Raw genomic sequence first — 18,198 nt, 5'->3', positions numbered from 1 at the left:
ACTGCCAGTAAGTTAGATGGATGACCTTTGCAGGGACAATATGATGAATATAAAACACACAAAAATTGCATTATTACTTGCTATGTCAGCATCAATGACACTGGTAGGTTGCGGCAGCGGTAGTGACGGTGAAGATGGCGACGCAGGTAACCCTGGTGGCGAACCAGCTGAAACAATCCAAACATTAAACCTTGATATTACCGATGTGACTTATCAGGACAGCAAACCAACCGTAACGGTATTTGCCACCAACGAAAGTGATTTACCGATTGCTGGTCTCACAGAATTAGAAGTTAAAAAAGTGGTTCAGCTTATTCCAGCTGGCGCATCTGGTGCAGGTAATGCTGCGCAATGGCAATATATTGGTTCGCAAGACGCATTTACTGATTTAGGTAACGGTAAATATACCTTTACCATCGACGTCGAAAACTTCAACCCAGAACTAACTCAACGCTACAACGTTATTTCTAGCGCTTCAACCTTACTTGACGGTATCAGCACGTCACCTAGAGCTGAAATCACCGAAGACTTTGACGGTGAAGGTAATGACGCAACTTACACTAAAAACGTTGTCAGCGATGCCACATGTAATACCTGTCATGCTGAAGGCGAAAGCATTTACCACAGCTATACCGATTTAACCACCTGTCTCAGTTGTCACACTAACGAAATGGCCGTCGAAAAAGATAAAGTACAAGTCGACTTTGGCCACCTGATCCACAATGTTCACAACGACGCCAAAATGTATGGTAGCAATCTTGATAAAAGCGCAGAAGCAGCTTATGCCATTGTGCAAGACAACTGTACTAATTGCCATGTAGAATCTGAAGACTTAGCAGAATGGGAAAACTGGTCACGCATTCCTACCATGGAAACCTGTAGCAGCTGTCATACTGAGATTGACTTTGAAGCAGGTGATGGTCACTCACAACAAGCTGATAACTCAAACTGTGTTGCCTGTCATAATGCTAGCTGGACAGAAACATTACACATCTCAGCATTTAGCGACAAACAAAGCTTTATCAACCTATACGGTATGGATGCAACACTTGTTGCAAATAAAGCAACGGATGCCGACATGTCAGCAACCTTATCGCTTACCATTACTGACTCTAGCGGCACAGCCATTGATGCAAGCAGCTTAATCAGTAAAATCCAACGCATCGAAACTATTACCAACGTTGAGCCAAACTTCCCAATTATGGGATACAACGCAAGCCCAGGTAGTGGATTAGCTAAAATCACTAAAGACCTCGTTAATGGAGGTGAACTTCAAACTGACGTTAGCGTGACTGACGGCAAATTGGTTTACAACATTGACTCACTGCCTTTTGGTAGTGGTGATACCGATACCGCATTTAGCTTTATCGGCCTAGAAATGTGTAACGATGGTACCGAAGCTGTTGACTGTGTAGACGGTGTTGACACCACCAGCATGAAAGCAGAACTTGCACACGGTACATTATCTGGTGATACTCCGAGCTACCGCCATATTGACTCAGTTAATTTCAGTGCATGTGAAAGCTGCCACGGTGAAACCTTCGAGCTACATAAAGGTTACCACGCAGGCTTTATCATGACAGAACAACTAGGTCGTGAACTAAACGGTGAGGTTACTGTGGGTGTTGATGGATGTGTGACTTGTCATACTCCTGACGGCACTTACGCTTCAGGCGGCAACCAAGGCGCGCTTGAAATGAAACTGCACAGTGTGCATGGCGAACAAGACATTATTAAAGACTGTACTCAATGTCATGACGACTTCAACCTTGATGCGTTCAAACTAAAAGGGGCACTTGCTACTTCTGCTGGTCTATATACCACACCGATTACAGCTACTTGTGCATCTTGCCATGGCTTTGACGACATCGCTCAACATGCAACTAGTCAAGGTGCTATTGTTAACGGTAGTTACCAAGAAGCCAATGATGCCGCGCAACTTGAAACGTGTTTCTACTGCCACGCACCAAGCATTGAAAATCACACCGAAGTTAAATTTTAATTTGTTCAATGGGAGATAAGCCTGACTTATCTCCCATGCTATGACTTACTTTATCAAACTGTTGATCATCAAAATGGACAAATTAGGAAGTCTACTTATGAAGACCACAAATCAAATAAATACTCTACTCTTTGCCTTACTTAGCCTTACGGCATCTGCCTTATTTTTATCAAATCCAGTACACGCGGCTAAATGGGACGCAAAAATGACCCCAGCAGAAGTTGAAGCCACGCTTGATAAAAAATTTGCTGAAGGTAAATATTCCCCTAAAGGCGCAGATTCTTGTTTAATGTGCCATAAAAAATCAGAAAAAGTCATGGATCTCTTTAAAGGTGTTCATGGTTCAATCGACTCATCAAAAAGCCCAATGGCCGGCCTGCAATGTGAAGCATGCCATGGCTCATTAGGTTCACATAATCGAGGCGGTAAAGAGCCAATGATTACCTTTGGCCTGATTCAACCCTAGCCGCAGACAAACAAAACAGTGTTTGTATGAGCTGTCATACTGACGATAAGCGTATGTCATGGGAAAGCAGCCATCATGCCAGTGGCGATGTTGCCTGTGCCTCTTGTCATAATGTACATGCGTCTCACGACCCAGTATTATCAAAGCAAACTGAGATGGACGTGTGTACAAGCTGTCACACTAAGCAAAAAGCTGACATGAACAAGCGCAGCAGTCATCCCATGAAATGGAACCAAATGACTTGTAGTGACTGTCATAATCCACATGGCAGCTTAAGTGATGATGACCTAGTACAACCTACCGTCAATGAAACCTGTTATAGCTGTCATGCCGAGAAACGTGGCCAAAGCTGTGGGAGCATGCACCCGTGACCGAGAATTGCGTTAATTGCCATAATCCTCATGGTTCAGTAAACGATGCAATGCTAAAAACTCGTGCTCCTCAATTATGTCAGCAATGTCACTCAGGCGACGGTCATACAAGCAGTGCTTATTTAGGCAATACCAGCATGGGTTCTTCGGTTAATGACAATGCATTTACCGGTGGCCGAAGCTGCTTAAACTGTCATAGCCAAGTGCATGGTTCTAACCATCCATCTGGCAAGTTATTGCAGCGCTAAGGAGATAACAAAATGAATACAAAAATAAACCTCATCACCTTAGCCCTATTGTCTAGTTGCAGTTTTGGCGTGCTAGCACAAGGTTATGGCCTAGCCAACGCAAAAACAGACTCGGTAAAATTTGATGCCTGGAAATGCAAACGCTGCGTGGTCGAAACCGGTACGACCGGTAGCATTAGCGCAGGTATTGCATACAACAGTGAAGATGATATTTATTCAGCCAATGCATTTAACAGCAGTAATGAAGTAACAGGAAAAGTTGATGCCGATATTCGTTACCGCGGCGAAAAAGGCTATCAAGCCAATGTTAATGCCCATAATTTGGGGATGGACAATGGCCGCATGGACATCGATGTGGGTAAACAAGGTGTGTATAACATCAATGTCAATTACCGCACATTTGCCCATTATGAGTCGAACAGTGCGTTAAGCCCGTACCAACAAATCGGTAGCGACTACCTCACGCTGCCAGATAATTGGGTAACAGCAGGCTCAAGCCCTGACATGACCATGCTCAACAGTAGCTTAAATCCATTAGAGTTATCGTTAAACCGTGACCGTTATGGCATGGGCGTTGAGTACCAAACCGAATCACTATTAACAACTTATGTGAATTTTCAACGTGAAGATAAAACCGGCACTAAAACAACATCAGGCAGTATTTATAACCAATCGATGATGTTAGCCGAGCCCGTTGATTACACCACTGATATCCTAAATGCTGGCATTAAACTTAAAGGCGACAACTGGTTTACTAGCCTTAATTATACTGGTTCAGTCTTTAAAAATGACAATAGCCAACTAGGATTCGACAGTGCCTTTAACCCAACTTTTGGCGCTCAAACAAGCGGCTATATGTCATTAGATCCTGATAACGAAGCGCATACAGTGTCTTTATTAGGTCAATATAATCTGGCTAAAACCAACTTAAGCGGTCGTTTACTTATTGGTCAAATGACCCAAGATCAATCACTCACCAGCATAGGTTATGGTTATGATTTACCGGCTGAAAGTATCGACGCCAAAGTCGATATCACTGGCATGACCCTTAAAGCGACGACCCGACTTAACCGTGAATGGCGAGTCAGTGGTAGTTATGATTACAACGACAGAGACAATAAAACTCAAATAGAGCAATGGACTCAAATCAGCATCAATGATGTCACTGGTGAAGCTGAATACAACACCCCTTACGACCTTACCACTCAACGAGCAAAATTGTCTGCTGACTACCGGATCTCTCAGGGAATTAAACTGGATGCCGGTTACGACTTTGAACGGGATGAACGCAGCTACCAAGATCGAGAAACCACCGACGAAAATAACCTGTGGGCTCGTGTGCGGGTAAACAGTTTCGACAAGTGGAATATGTGGTTTAAAGGCAGCTTTAGCCAACGCGATGGCTCAGAATATCAAGCATCTGAAACCTCATCCACTGAACAAAATGCCCTATTACGCCGTTACTATCTTGCCGATCGTGACCGCAGTCAAATTGAAGCTCGATTTAGCCATACGCCATTAACAGACTTAACCGTCGACTTTGGTGCTCGCTACTCCCTAGACGATTACACCGACACAGAAATTGGCTTAACGGAGTCAACCGACACTTATTATGATGTCAATGTCCATTATGCCGTTAATGCCGATGTATCACTGAATGCGTTTTATAACCACCAAACCATTGAGTCTGAACAATCGGGTAGCTCAAGTTTCAGTGTCGCAAACTGGCAGGCTGATATTGAAGACACCATTGATTATATTGGCGCTGGTATCAGCTACAGAAACTTAATGGACAGTCGACTCAAGCTCGGCCTAGATTACACCTACTCAGACTCTGACAGTACCACTCAAGTCAGCCAAGGGGTAACCGGTGATTACGGCGACTATTTTGCAAAAGTACATAACCTTAACTTATATGGTGAATATCAAGCTACAGACAACATGAGTGTTCGTGTTGACTACCAAATGGAAAACTATCTTGATAATGACGCATCTAATGACATCAGCGCAGACACCATCTGGAATGTGGTCAGTTTTGGCAATGTAGATCATGATTACACCGCACATATGGTGATGCTGAGTATGACTTATCGCTTATAGTCGCTGCATCTTGTAACGGTCTTTAGTGACCGTCACAAGAAAAAATAATGCGTAATCGCGTACTACTTCGGTTATTAAATACCAGCATGTTAAATGCTGGTATTTTTTAGCTGCCAATACATAAAGCTTGCAAACAAGTTGCAATTAACATTACATTAACAGTTGAATGACTTGTGATTGAAATTTGGGCAAAAGGATGTGCCCACATTTTATTGCCTCTCCACTGCCCTGCACGTTACGCTCAGCATATTTTTTTACATTGATTGTTACACTCTATCCAACATACGTTATCATAAAACACATCGTCTGCTCTGCGGCTGTTGTTATGGTATAACCCATTATCAAACAAACGATTAGTATGGTGTCGCGTTGACAAAAATAGCTTAATTATTAACGACCTCTTGATAACATCATTAGAGGAATACTCGAGGGCATTATGCTTCAAATAGACACGGATATTGCGAACAAGATTGTCGACCGAACCATGAAAATAATCGGCCACAATATCAATGTCATGAACGCTCAAGCTGTGATCCTTGGTTCAGGTGAAAAACATCGAATTGGCTCCATTCATGAAGGTGCTTTATTAGCCATCAGTCAAAATCGTAATGTCGAAATTAGTCAAGCCATAGCCTCAACACTGCACGGCGTTAAACCTGGGCTTAATTTGCCGTTACATTATCAAGGGCAAGTGGTTGGCGTGATAGGCATAACAGGTGAGCCAGAAAGCTTGAGTCATTATGGTGAGTTACTAAAAATGACCGCCGAAATGATTGTTGAACAAGCAAACCTTCAAGAACAACTCCAATGGCAAAACCGACAAAAAGAAGAGTTTATCTCGCAGTTTATTGTGGCCAGCGAAGCAGAACTCCCCTCGCTAAAACAATGGGCATTACAATTAGGCATTGATTTATCGATGCCAAGAGTGGCTGCAATTATCGAATTAGACAGCAATAACCCGTCTTTTCAGCAAGATAATCAAGCCCTCAAACAAGTGATGTATTTACTGCAAAATCCAATGCGCGATAACCTAATCGCCATGACATCATTAACCCAGCTTGTCATTTTAAAGCCCGCTTTTTTAGACGGTAAACAATTTGACCCTGAACTTGAAAGCCAACGCATAGATAAATTACTCAAACGTTTACCGGCTAATATGCAACTGAGCTTGCATATCTCATTAGGGCATTATTTTAGCGGTGACTTAGGCATTACATATTCTTACCGCACCGCGAGAAGAAACACTCGACATAGGTAAAAAATATCACCCCAATAAGAGCAAATATTTATATCAAGACTACAGCTTACAAGTGCTGCTTTCAGGGTTGCGCCATCATTGGCGTGGTAATGCCCTTGCAGGTGCCGTATCAAAAATTGATCGAAGCTGATAACAACCAACAACTGCAAAAAACCTTAGCAGCATACTTAGAACATTTAGGTGATTTACAGGCTTGTGCCAAAAGTTTGTTTATTCATCGTAACACCCTGCGCTATCGCCTTGATAAAATACAATCGATTACTAATGTAGACTTACATAATTTCAATGGCTTACTCAGTTTATACCTAGGTCAATTAATCCATCAGCCTGAATAACTCGCCTACGCTTAATTTTGTGCAAACGCACAACAAATCAATACTAATAGCCACTCAGTTGGTGCAAACGAACAAAGCTATTTAAGCTTAATGATTTACTATTATTGAGTACTTTCTACCTTCAAACAATAATAATACCAACCGTACTAATGACTTGATCATGTAATGGGGATTCAAATTAAGTTAATCAATACGGAGGCTTGGAGGCATCGTTATATTTGGCTTTTTGTGAGTCTAATCTCTGCATCATTGCGCTACCAATAGAGGCACGTTCTTTATTAGTGGAAACCAATATACCTTGCAGTGGTTAGCTTGAGTCACTTTGCCGTAAACAAAGTGATTTACCTTCTCGCCAAACCTAACGCTTTTAGCATTCTGAGTGACGAACATTAGTGTTAAAGGCCAACCCTTTAAACATTAATCCGACATAAATTGAACAACTTATGATAACCAGAGCACAATAAAGCATTAATGTGATTGGTATAAATAACGAGTAATATATGGGACTAATACTAATTCTACTTGGCGTAATTGCGTTCATCGTCGTCGCCACCTCTAAGTTTAAACTACACCCTTTCTTAACATTGATCTTAGCCTCGTTTATCGCGGCTTTTGCTTATGGTTTGCCTAGTCAAGAAATCGCGAAAACCATCACCGGTGGTTTTGGCGGTATTTTAGGCTATATTGGTTTAGTGATTGTCTTGGGGACAATCATTGGCACCATTTTAGAAAAAAGCGGCGCGGCGATCACAATGGCAGAAGTGGTGATCAAACTGTTTGGTCAACGCTTTCCAACGTTAACCATGTCGATCATCGGCTACCTGGTGTCTATTCCGGTATTCTGTGACTCTGGTTTTGTGATTTTAAACTCGCTCAAACAATCAATGGCCAGCCGCATGAAAGTGTCTAACGTGGCAATGAGTGTTGCGTTAGCGACTGGCCTGTATGCAACCCATACTTTTGTACCGCCAACACCAGGCCCATTGCCGCCGCGGGTAACTTAGGCCTAGAGTCACAGTTAGGTTTAGTCATTGCAGTGGGTGTATTTGTTGCTGCAATCGCCGCATTTGCTGGCATGTTATGGGCAAACCGATTTAAAAATGAAGAACCAGATGGTGAAGGCGCAGAAGAGTTAAATCAACAACTTGATCAACTCGATGACCTTAAAAACGCTTACGGTAAACTACCAAGTCCAACCAAAGCATTTGCCCCTATTTTTGTACCAATTTTACTTATTTGCCTAGGGTCGATAGCCAACTTCCCTTCTAAACCACTTGGCGAAGAAGGTATATTCTCAGTATTGGTATTTTTAGGCCAACCGGTTAACGCTTTAATGATTGGTTTGCTATTGTCGCTATCACTTTTAAAAAGCGATAAAAAAATTGCCGAGTTTAGTGAACGTATCAGCCAGGGGCTTGTCGTTGCAGCACCAATTTTACTGATCACCGGTGCCGGTGGTGCATTTGGTTCGGTGTTAAAAGCCACTGAAATTGGCGCATTTTTAGGTAGCAGCTTATCGGCATTAGGTGTGGGTATATTTATGCCATTCATTGTTGCCAGTGCGTTAAAGTCAGCTCAGGGTTCTTCAACCGTGGCACTGGTTGCAACCTCAGCATTAGTTGCACCATTACTCGGTGATATTGGCCTAAATTCTGAAATGGGTCGCGTACTGACCGTGATGGCGATTGGGGCTGGCGCAATGACAGTATCACACGCCAATGACAGCTTCTTTTGGGTTGTGACCCAATTTAGCCGCATGAGCGTTAAACAAGCTTATCGCGCACAAACTGCAGCAACCTTAGTCCAGGGTGTCACCGCAATGATAGTTGTGTACATCCTCAGCTTATTTTTACTGTAACCCTTAATAGAGACTATTATGAAAATCGTTATTGCACCAGACTCGTTTAAAGAAAGCCTTAGTGCACTTGAGGTTGCTAACGCCATTGAACAGGGATTTAAACAGGTTTTCCCTAATATAGAATATTGCAAAGTGCCCATGGCCGATGGTGGTGAAGGCACAGTGCAAGCAATGGTTGATGCCACAGGTGGACAAATTGTAGAATGCCAAGTCACAGGCCCATTAGGCGAACCTGTTGAAGCATTTTACGGCATTCTTGGACTGGCAGATGCAAATAGCCGCCGCACAGCCGTAATTGAAATGGCTGCGGCATCAGGGCTTCATTTAGTCTCAACAACTCAACGTAACCCTCTGTTGACCACCAGCTATGGTGTGGGTGAGTTAATAGCAGATGCACTTAACAATGGTATCAAACATATCATTTTAGGCCTTGGTGGCAGTGCCACCAATGACGCTGGCGCTGGTATGATACAAGCACTTGGGGCTAAGCTCACTGATGTGAATGGCCACAACATTGCTTTGGGTGGTGCGGCATTAGCAACACTGCATAATATCGACCTTGATTTACTTCATCCTTACATCAGTGAATGTATAATTGAAGTCGCTTGCGATGTCGATAATCCATTATGTGACCTCGAGGGGCTAGCGCTATTTTTGGCCCTCAAAAAGGGGCAACTCACTTAATGGTGGAGCAACTCGATCAAGCTTTGGCTCACTTTGCTAATGTGATTAACCGTCAAGCTTCACCGCATATTAAACTCGGCTGTGAACATCAAGCGGGTGCAGGTGCTGCTGGTGGTATGGGCTTTGGGGTTATGGCATTACTCGCTGCAACCTTAAAACCTGGCGTCGACATTGTGACTGAAACGGTTCAGCTTGCACAACATTGCCAGGATGCTGATTTAGTCATTACCGGCGAAGGTCGCCTTGATGCGCAAACTGTGTTTGGTAAAACCCCAATGGGCGTACTCAATGTTGCCAAAAGATACAATGTACCTGTCATCGGCATTGCAGGCTGCCTAGGTGATGGTGCAGAGGCCATTTTACAGCAAGGAATGAAAGCGATATTTCCAATTATTCCGTCATTACAGCCGCTAGAGCAAGTATTGACAGAAGCGCAAACAAACCTCACTCACACTGCGCAAAACATTGCAGCTGTTTGGTCATTATCCCTTAAGCGGATTTAACCATATCGCCGTTAACATAAAACGCCTAACTCCCCTTGTGTTAGGCGTTTTTTTAACACTGTAATTTAGTGCAAACAAGATAAATACTTGAAGCAATGCAAGGCTTAAAGTAAAGTTAGCACCCTCATTTCGTCCCATAAGCATCATGGTTATTTGTATCCATGAGTCATTGGCTATAGAACGAAGTATTCATCACAACGGCAAGTTAAAATGACCTCAAAAATTCCCCGTCAAGCACAGGCTTCAGCAGACAGTTTATTGCGTATCTTTACCGCGCCCGAAGACGCTACCTCGACGTTAAGTATTATTGAGCAGAAGTTATCTCAAGATTTAGCCGGATTTTTAGGCAACAGTATTGCCGCTTTAGAAAAGCCTCTATCTGAAATTGAAACAGATTTTAATACTTATCAAATTCCAATAGATCCTACATTTGTTTCTGATTACGCTGACGAAATTATGCAAAATTTGGTGGCTCACTCAGTCCATACCGCGGCGCCAAGTTTTATTGGTCATATGACCTCTGCTCTACCTTATTTTGTGTTGCCGTTATCTAAAATGATGGTTGGGCTTAATCAAAACTTAGTTAAAATTGAAACATCAAAAGCTTTCACCCCACTTGAGCGTCAGGTGCTAGGCATGATGCATCACTTAGTGTACCAACAGCACGGCAACTTTTATGATCAATGGATGCACAGTGCCAATCATTCCCTTGGTGCTTTTTGTTCAGGCGGCACAGTGGCAAACATCACCGCATTATGGATAGCCCGCAACCGTTTGCTCAAACCACAAGGTGACTTTAAAGGGATCACCCGCGAAGGTATGCCTAAAGCGCTGCGTTTTTATGGTTTTGACGATTTAGCGATTTTAGTGTCCGAGCGTGGACATTACTCTTTAGGCAAAACCGCGGATTTACTGGGCATTGGCCGCGACAATATTATCAGCATCGCAACAGATGAAAACAATAAAGTTGATGTCGAGGCAATGCGTCAAGCCGCTCAAAAATTAGCGGCGCAAAATATTAAGGTGATGGCAATTGTTGGCGTTGCAGGCACCACAGAAACCGGTAATGTCGACCCGTTAACAGAGCTAGCAGAATTAGCTGCAGAGTTACAATGCCACTTCCACGTTGACGCAGCTTGGGGCGGTGCAAGCCTGTTATCTAACAAATACCGCCATTTACTGAAAGGCATAGAGTTAGCTGACTCTGTGACGATTGACGCCCATAAACAAATGTATGTGCCTATGGGCGCAGGGATGGTGTTATTTAAAAAACCAGAACTGGCACAAGCCATTGTGCATCATGCAGAATATATCTTACGAGTCGGCTCAAAAGACTTAGGCAGTCATACCCTTGAAGGTTCACGCCCAGGTATGGCGATGTTAGTGCATGCTTGCCTGCAAATTATTGGCCGCGACGGCTATGAGATTTTAATTAATAACAGTTTGGAAAAAGCCCGCTATTTTGCATCCATTATCAAGCAGCACCCAGAGTTTGAATTAGTCACCGAACCTGAGTTGTGCTTATTAACGTATCGCTTTATCCCAAATACTGTTCAGCAGTTACTCAACAGTGCAGTGGCGAACAATAATGAGACGCTAGTCGCTCAAATCAATGAGCTTGTCGACGGCTTAACCCAATTTATTCAAAAGCATCAGCGTGAGCAAGGCAAGTCATTTGTGTCCCGCACACGTATTCAACCTACGCAGTATTTCAGACAGCACACCACGGTCTTTAGAGTCGTTTTAGCCAATCCGTTAACCGACGAGAAAATATTGCGTGACGTGTTGACTGAGCAAGTTGAAATAGCCCAATTAGACAATGAGTTTTTACCACAACTGTTAAAGTTGGTCGCACAGACTCATCAATAACGTCGATGTTTGTGGTCGTTAGCCATATTTGAAACTCACTTTAGCTTTCACAATAATACCAATCCTTATTAAAATATGATCTATTTTAGGTTGCTAGGCCTAATACAATGAAAATGACTGTAGGTGTCGTCCTCTACATCAAAGTCATTTGAAGCAGTAATGGGGGTGTGACACAGCCCCGAAGGGCGAATATATCATAGTGGTCTTCTTTGTTAGCCTTTCTTAACGTACGACTGCATGGATGCAGGAGGTAGAGCAACGCAGGAGCAGTTGCCGACGACTGCATGGATGCAGGAGGTAGAGCAACGCAGGAGCAGTTGCCGACGACTGCATGGATGCAGGAGGTAGAGCAACGCAGGAGCAGTTGTCGAGAACGACTATGTCTTCAAAAGGCTGCCTCGAATACCTCACTGATCATTTTCACTAAAAGAACAAATTCTAATGCGGATTAATGGAATGAACCCTCTCTACCAAATCGGCTTCAAATGAGCCATATTGATTGATGAAAAAGCAACCAACAACAGTAAGAGAGGTCTCTATGACAAGCGTAACAGTCGGTTTAGATACAGCCAAATCTATTTTTCATGTTGTAGAGAAAAATATCTCTGGTCGAATACTAAAAAAGGTCAAGCTCCCTAGAAGTAAATTGGTCGCTTACTTCGCCAATAAGGAGACTTGTACCATTGCCATCGAAGCTTGCGGTGCTTGCCACTATTGGAGTCGGGTTTTTAGCCAACTCGGACATTCGGTCATGATAATTGCACCTCAATATGTTGCGCAGCATCGTATTGGCAACAAAAATGATTTCAATGATGCACAAGCACTTGCCGATGTCGCTCAACGCGAAGATGTGAGAATCGTTCCGGCAAAGAGTATTGAGCAACAAGATGCGCAACTGTTACACCGAGTAAGAGAGCGATATGTGAAGCAAAGAACGGCGCTAGGCAATCAAATCAGAGGTTTATTGGCTGAGTATGGTGTCGTTATCCCCAGAGGGATTTCTTCTCTAAAAAAGGCCTTACCTTTTGCCTTAGAAGACTCAGAGAATGAGCTGAGTTCTCTTGTTCGAATGATGCTCGATGAGCTGATGAACGAGCTCATCACCTGGGATGAAAAAATAAAAAACATCGATAAGCTTTTTGTTAAGCAGGCTCGAGATAATGAACAGTGTCAAAGTCTTCAAACCATGACAGGGATTGGTGCATTGATTTCAAGTATTCTTTGGGTGGCACTTGGAGACGGTAAAAATTTTAAAAATGGCCGTCATTTTGCTGCTTGGTGTGGTCTAGTACCAAAACAGCACTCTACAGGTGATAAAGCTCGCTTATTAGGAATAAGTAAACGAGGAAATGCCTACTTACGAACTCAGCTCATTAATGGCGCGAGAAGCGCTTTGAAGCATGCCAAAAATAAAGATGACAGATTAAGTGTTTGGGCTGTCAACTTAGAAGCTAGAGCCGGATTCAACAAAGCCTGTGTAGCGCTCGCTAATAAGATGGCGAGAATGGCTTGAGCCATGGTCATTAAGCAAGAAAAATACAAAGTACAAGCTGTCTAACTAGCGTTAAATCACAATTACAATAGAGGTACCTTTTCACCAAATTGCTAAAGAAACAATATGATGATTGAAGGCTCATAGCCACCTAGTTCAAATCAGTTTATACCAAAGGCTCATTGAAGCCGTCACGATTGATATGATAACTAGGTGCGGATATCCATCATGGCGGGTAAATCTGATACCCAAAGCCGAATATATGGGAGCAATTGAGTATCAGAAATTGTCGTTATTGTCTCTTGCAATAAGAGAGGATTCATATATGGTATAAGGCACCAAATTACAGACGTAAAAAAGCCCCGACCAATGTCGAGGCTTTTTTACACCATACTTAACGTATGTAAAGGATGGTACCCGAGGCCGGACTTGAACCGGCACGCTTATTCAGCGAGGGATTTTAAATCCCTTGTGTCTACCGATTCCACCACTCGGGCAAAGTGTTGTTTTAACCGTTACTTAAAATAACCATTAAATGCAATTCGTGGAGGCGCGACCCGGAGTCGAACCGAGATCGACGGATTTGCAATCCGCAGCATAGCCATTCTGCCATCGCGCCATCTTTAACCAACTTCAAACCCATCGGATAAGATAAGAAATTGGAGCGACATATCGGGTTCGAACCGATGACCTATACCTTGGCAAGGTATCGCTCTACCAACTGAGCTAATGTCGCCTATATAACTTTTACAATGCTGTATTATCACTGCTAGAAAGGTATCGTCTTTCAACCTGCCCAACTGAGCTAATGTCGCATTTTTAATCTTGTAAACAATCATGGTTAACGTTCCACCCTAAGGCTTGCTGCTGACTCATCACTTGTCTACGGGGAGGCATTCTACCGAATTAACCTCGTGTGTCAATTATTGATTTAAGCAATTTTGACTGTTTGCGCACTAAATAAACTTATTGAACTAATATTATGCTATTCAGCGGTTAAATCTTTCCAAGCTGCTGAAATATAACTCATCATCGACCAAAACGTTAATGCTGCGGCAATATAAAACAACGCAAAAGACAGATCGGTTAATAATGGGGTTGGTTTCCAAATCAAACCAACAATTGCAGCCATCTGTGCTGCGGTTTTGTATTTACCTATCCAAGACACAGCCACTACGCCGCGTTTGCCTATTTCAGCCATCCATTCACGTAAAGCTGAAATCACAATCTCACGACCAATCATAAACAACGACGCTAAGGTTAAATACATATTGTCATTTTGCTGAACCAATAACACCAATGCAGTCGACACCATGACTTTGTCTGCCACGGGATCTAAAAACGCACCAAACCGGGTTAATTGACCTAATTTACGGGCGGCATAACCATCTAACCAATCGGTTAGCGCAGCAAGCCAAAAAATAAATGCGGCTAAAAACGGTGCCCATGTGTAAGGTAAGTAAAAAATTACTACAAATACGGGTAATAGAGCAATACGAAATAGTGTCAGTGCAATAGGTACATTAAACGGCATAAAAAAACCAATTTGTCAGAAGCAGCGCCAATCTTGCCTTAATTTTAGCCCCCTCGCAATGCATCGTGAATTGTTTGTGCCATTTCTAAGCTAATTCCTGGCACTTTAGCCAATTCAGCAATACTTGCGCCTTTGACTTCTTGTATTCCGCCAAGATGTTGCAATAGGGCTTTACGCCTTTTAGTAGCCAACACCCGCGATAGACTCGAGCGTTGAAGTATTACGTGTTTTTTGGCGTTTGTTACGGTGGCCAGTAATCGCAAAGCGATGCGATTCATCTCGAATATGTAAAATTAAATGAAATGCAGGCGAGTCGCTTGGGATCTCAAACGTTTGTTCGCTGCCACCTACGGTAAAGGTTTCTAAACCGGCTTTACGCCCCTCGCCTTTGGTTACACAGATTAAGAGAGGAGCGTTATCGATATGAGTGCACTTTTCATCCACAATGGTTTGCGCCACTCTAAGCTGGCCTATACCACCATCAATAAAGAGTAAGTCAGGCACTTTGCCATTATTGTCGATTTTATCAAAACGGCGGCTAATGGCTTGTTCCATTGCTGCATAATCATCGCCGCCAGTAATACCGGTAATATTGTAGCGCCGGTAATCAGCCTTATGTGCACTCTTCGCGATTAAACACTACACAAGAGGCTACCGTGCTCTCGCCCATGGTATGACTGATATCAAAACATTCCATACGCTTAATTGGTTCGTTAAGCTCCAGCGCCTCTTCCAATAATTGAAAGCGTTGTTCAACGGTATTTTTGTGCGATAACCGAGTCGCGACAGCATTGCTGGCATTGGTCATGGCTAAGCGTAAAAAGTTCGCTCTATCGCCACGCACTTGGGTTTTAAGCTCAAACTTTTTATCAAGGGCATGCTCAATAGATTCCTCAAGGGCTTTTAAGCCATCAAAGTGATGACTGAGTATCACCTCTTTAGGAATGGTGCGTTGAATGTCGGCGTTGAGATAAAATTGCCCTAAGAACGATGACAGTACTTCTTCAATGTCGGTCTCTGCAGGCACCGAAGGATAATAACTGCGGCTGCCAAAGATTTTACCGTCACGAATAAATAATAAGTGAAAGCATGCAATACCCGAGGCATAGTCCACCCCGATAACATCCATATCACCTTTATGGTTTGACACTTCTTGTTGCTCAGCCACGCGCCTAAGGGCGGTAATTTGATCTCGGTATTGCGCCGCTTGCTCATAGTGCATATCAATTGCAGCCGCTTCCATTTTGGCCACCAGCTGCCTAATAACCTGCTTGTCTTTGCCACGCAAAAACAACCCTGCCAGTTTAACTTGTTCGCTGTATTCTTCATCGCTGACAATACCAACACAAGGCGCGCTACAGCGGTCTAGTTGATACTGCAAGCAAGGGCGAGAGCGCGATTTGTAATATAAGTCATCACATTGGCGGATTGGAAACAGCTTTTGCATTAAGTGCAAGCTTTCGCGTACCGCGCCGCCGTTAGGATAAGGCCAAAGTAATGACCTTTTTCACGCTTTTGCCCACGGTGATAAGCCAATCTTGGGTGTTTATGACCACTGAGTAAAATATACGGATATGACTTATCGTCGCGCAGTAGCACATTATATTTGGGCATGTACTGCTTGATGTAGTCGTTTTCAAGTAATAACGCATCGGTTTCACTGTGAGTCACCGTCACATCAATATGTTCGATGTGGCTGACTAAGGCTTGGGTTTTAACACTGGGGATGTTAGCGCGAAAATATGAGCTTAGGCGTTTTTTGAGGTCTTTGGCTTTACCAACATAAATGACTTGCTGGCGTATATCGTACATTCGATATACACCCGGGGCGCTGGTGACATTTTTTAAAAAAGATTTGGCATTAAAACCACTAGACATGATTAAAGCTACTTAATGCGTTACGCGGGATATTCCCAACTAAAATGAACCTGTATCGAGCATTTTGTAACGAATAGCTAAACGGGTCAACTCAACATCGCCACCAATGCCTAATTTAGCAAATAAGCGATAGCGATAACTATTAACGGTTTTTGGGCTTAAGTTAAGCTTCTCAGAAATATCGTTAACTTTTTCGCCGTTGGTAATCATTAACATTATCTGTAGTTCGCGCTCAGACAAGGTGCTAAATGGGTTTTCTTCAGAATGATTAAACTGGCTAAGTGCCATTTGCTGAGCAATTTCAGGTGATAAATAACGCTGACCGCGTGCTACTTGGGTTATTGCACGTAGCACTTCTGGTGAGGTTGAGCCTTTGGTTAAATAACCTGACGCCCCCGCTTGCATCACCTTAGTTGGAAATGGGTCTTCGGTTTGTACTGTTAATACAATAATTTTGGCTTCGGGTTGATAACGTAAAATTTTACGGGTTGCTTCTAGCCCCCCCATACCCGGCATGTTCATGTCCATCAAAATAACATCAGCTTCATTCTGACGAGACCATTGAACAGCCGTTTCACCGTCGGGCGCTTCGCCAACGACTTTGATACCGCGTTCGTCTTCCAGAATACGACGGATCCCCGTTCTCACGAGTTCATGATCGTCAACTAAATATACAGATATCACGTTAACCCACCTATTTTATTATGCGTTATTCTTTTAAATTCTTTTAGAGCCTTTTTATATACAAAACATTTATATGCAAGCTGCTGGCAAAAGTCAGTCCAATAAAACCGCGTATGTTAAGCGTTTCAATAAGCTGACTGAATTTAGCATCTTTACATTTACTTACACAAGCAAAGTCATCCACTAACGTGAGGAGTGCATACAAAACAGACAATTATGTTATCCCAGATACATTGAGTTTGAGCGAATATTTAATTATTCACCCTGAATTGTAACTATAATTGTTCGCGAGGATGCACTATCACGATGCTCGCATAAGTATAGTCCTTGCCAAGTACCCAAATTTAACCGCCCTGCCGTAATTGGGATCGTTTGGCTAGCACCAATCAGCGTTGATTTAATGTGCGCAGGCATGTCATCTGAGCCTTCATAAGTGTGCTTAAAATAAGGAGCACCTTCTGGTGCCAGCACATTAAAATGACGCTCCATATCCCCTCTTACTGTAGGATCAGCATTTTCATTGAGCGTTAGCGAGGCCGATGTGTGTTGAATAAACACCTGCATTAAGCCCACTTCAATGTTGATTAGCTGGGGAATGTGCTTAATGATTTCATCAGTAATTAAATGAAATCCGCGTCTTTTCGGCGCCAATGTAATTGATTTTTGAATCCACATCGATTGCGTTAAACCTTTAACTTTAAGCAACTTAAGCTTTAATCCTTGGTTATTTCATTAATGTTAATCGTCTTCATTAACATTAAACCAAGCCTTGAGCGCAGTAACATTTAAGCTTCAATATACCTTAAAGCACGTTCGAATAATTTAACTTAGAGCATACACTCAAGTGAACAGATTCGATATAACAATAAGTGCTAAATAAGTCGGTATAAGTGTCAATTTGAATATACTTATTAAC

General features: G+C 42.8%; 7 protein-coding genes, 3 tRNA genes and 5 pseudogenes. 8 read left to right on the top strand and 7 right to left on the bottom strand.

Translation table 11 applies throughout. The features are described from left to right. Positions 1 to 40 precede the first annotated feature (40 nt). The 8 genes and pseudogenes from N4T56_RS04985 to N4T56_RS04950 all read left to right on the top strand — a co-directional run bounded on the left by N4T56_RS04985 (position 41) and on the right by N4T56_RS04950 (position 13,207). The gene (locus N4T56_RS04985) at positions 41 to 2,002 is read left to right on the top strand and encodes an OmcA/MtrC family decaheme c-type cytochrome (protein WP_261732439.1); all 1,962 of its coding nucleotides are present in this window, start codon (positions 41 to 43) and stop codon (positions 2,000 to 2,002) included. A 97-nt stretch (positions 2,003 to 2,099) separates the two neighbouring features. Further along, a pseudogene (locus tag N4T56_RS04980) lies at positions 2,100 to 3,087 on the top strand (DmsE family decaheme c-type cytochrome). 12 nt (positions 3,088 to 3,099) lie between these two features. Further along, positions 3,100 to 5,187, top strand: coding sequence for an MtrB/PioB family decaheme-associated outer membrane protein (locus N4T56_RS04975; protein WP_261732438.1), 2,088 nt, complete (start codon positions 3,100 to 3,102; stop codon positions 5,185 to 5,187). A 436-nt stretch (positions 5,188 to 5,623) separates the two neighbouring features. Beyond that, positions 5,624 to 6,780 (top strand): annotated as a pseudogene (locus tag N4T56_RS04970) (sugar diacid recognition domain-containing protein). Positions 6,781 to 7,280: 500 nt separating this feature from the next. Continuing rightward, a pseudogene (locus tag N4T56_RS04965) lies at positions 7,281 to 8,638 on the top strand (GntP family permease). Positions 8,639 to 8,656: 18 nt separating this feature from the next. Beyond that, a pseudogene (locus N4T56_RS04960) lies at positions 8,657 to 9,825 on the top strand (glycerate kinase). Positions 9,826 to 10,035: 210 nt separating this feature from the next. Then, positions 10,036 to 11,694 (top strand): pyridoxal-dependent aspartate 1-decarboxylase PanP, encoded by a 1,659-nt coding sequence (panP, locus tag N4T56_RS04955; RefSeq protein ID WP_261732437.1) that lies wholly within the window; start codon positions 10,036 to 10,038, stop codon positions 11,692 to 11,694. 538 nt (positions 11,695 to 12,232) lie between these two features. After that, positions 12,233 to 13,207: an IS110 family transposase gene (locus tag N4T56_RS04950; RefSeq protein WP_261732436.1), complete on the top strand. Its 975-nt coding sequence runs from the start codon at positions 12,233 to 12,235 to the stop codon at positions 13,205 to 13,207. A 390-nt stretch (positions 13,208 to 13,597) separates the two neighbouring features. Here the strand turns inward: N4T56_RS04950 and N4T56_RS04945 are convergent. The 7 genes and pseudogenes from N4T56_RS04945 to N4T56_RS04915 form a co-directional block, all read right to left on the bottom strand. Continuing rightward, positions 13,598 to 13,683: transfer RNA gene (locus N4T56_RS04945), tRNA-Leu, on the bottom strand. Positions 13,684 to 13,731: 48 nt separating this feature from the next. After that, positions 13,732 to 13,805: transfer RNA gene (locus tag N4T56_RS04940), tRNA-Cys, on the bottom strand. A gap of 41 nt (positions 13,806 to 13,846) precedes the next feature. Next, positions 13,847 to 13,922, bottom strand: a tRNA-Gly gene (locus N4T56_RS04935). A gap of 249 nt (positions 13,923 to 14,171) precedes the next feature. Beyond that, positions 14,172 to 14,720 (bottom strand): CDP-diacylglycerol--glycerol-3-phosphate 3-phosphatidyltransferase, encoded by a 549-nt coding sequence (gene pgsA, locus N4T56_RS04930; protein ID WP_188922540.1) that lies wholly within the window; start codon positions 14,718 to 14,720, stop codon positions 14,172 to 14,174. Positions 14,721 to 14,764: 44 nt separating this feature from the next. Then, a pseudogene (gene uvrC / locus N4T56_RS04925) lies at positions 14,765 to 16,598 on the bottom strand (excinuclease ABC subunit UvrC). Positions 16,599 to 16,637: 39 nt separating this feature from the next. Continuing rightward, on the bottom strand, positions 16,638 to 17,282 hold the full coding sequence (uvrY, locus tag N4T56_RS04920; RefSeq protein ID WP_261732435.1) for a UvrY/SirA/GacA family response regulator transcription factor: 645 nt from the start codon (positions 17,280 to 17,282) through the stop codon (positions 16,638 to 16,640). A 255-nt stretch (positions 17,283 to 17,537) separates the two neighbouring features. Next, entirely contained in the window at positions 17,538 to 17,957 is a 420-nt protein-coding gene (locus N4T56_RS04915; protein ID WP_261732434.1) for a secondary thiamine-phosphate synthase enzyme YjbQ, read from the bottom strand. Between the last annotated feature and the right edge of the window lie 241 nt (positions 17,958 to 18,198).

It is taken from the genome of Shewanella phaeophyticola, assembly GCF_025398315.1.
GTDB lineage: Bacteria > Pseudomonadota > Gammaproteobacteria > Enterobacterales > Shewanellaceae > Shewanella > Shewanella phaeophyticola.
The sequence above is the reverse complement of the archived record's forward strand: the minus strand, read 5'-3'. Positions and strand labels throughout refer to the sequence as shown.

Excerpts from the sequence above, each read along its gene's own strand:
- N4T56_RS04985 (WP_261732439.1), top strand. The coding sequence starts at position 41 with ATGATGAATATAAAACACACAAAAATTGCATTATTACTTGCTATGTCA.
- N4T56_RS04975 (WP_261732438.1), top strand. The coding sequence starts at position 3,100 with ATGAATACAAAAATAAACCTCATCACCTTAGCCCTATTGTCTAGTTGC.
- N4T56_RS04950 (WP_261732436.1), top strand. The coding sequence starts at position 12,233 with ATGACAAGCGTAACAGTCGGTTTAGATACAGCCAAATCTATTTTTCAT.
- N4T56_RS04915 (WP_261732434.1), bottom strand. The coding sequence starts at position 17,957 with ATGTGGATTCAAAAATCAATTACATTGGCGCCGAAAAGACGCGGATTT.
- panP (WP_261732437.1), top strand. The coding sequence starts at position 10,036 with ATGACCTCAAAAATTCCCCGTCAAGCACAGGCTTCAGCAGACAGTTTA.
- pgsA (WP_188922540.1), bottom strand. The coding sequence starts at position 14,720 with ATGCCGTTTAATGTACCTATTGCACTGACACTATTTCGTATTGCTCTA.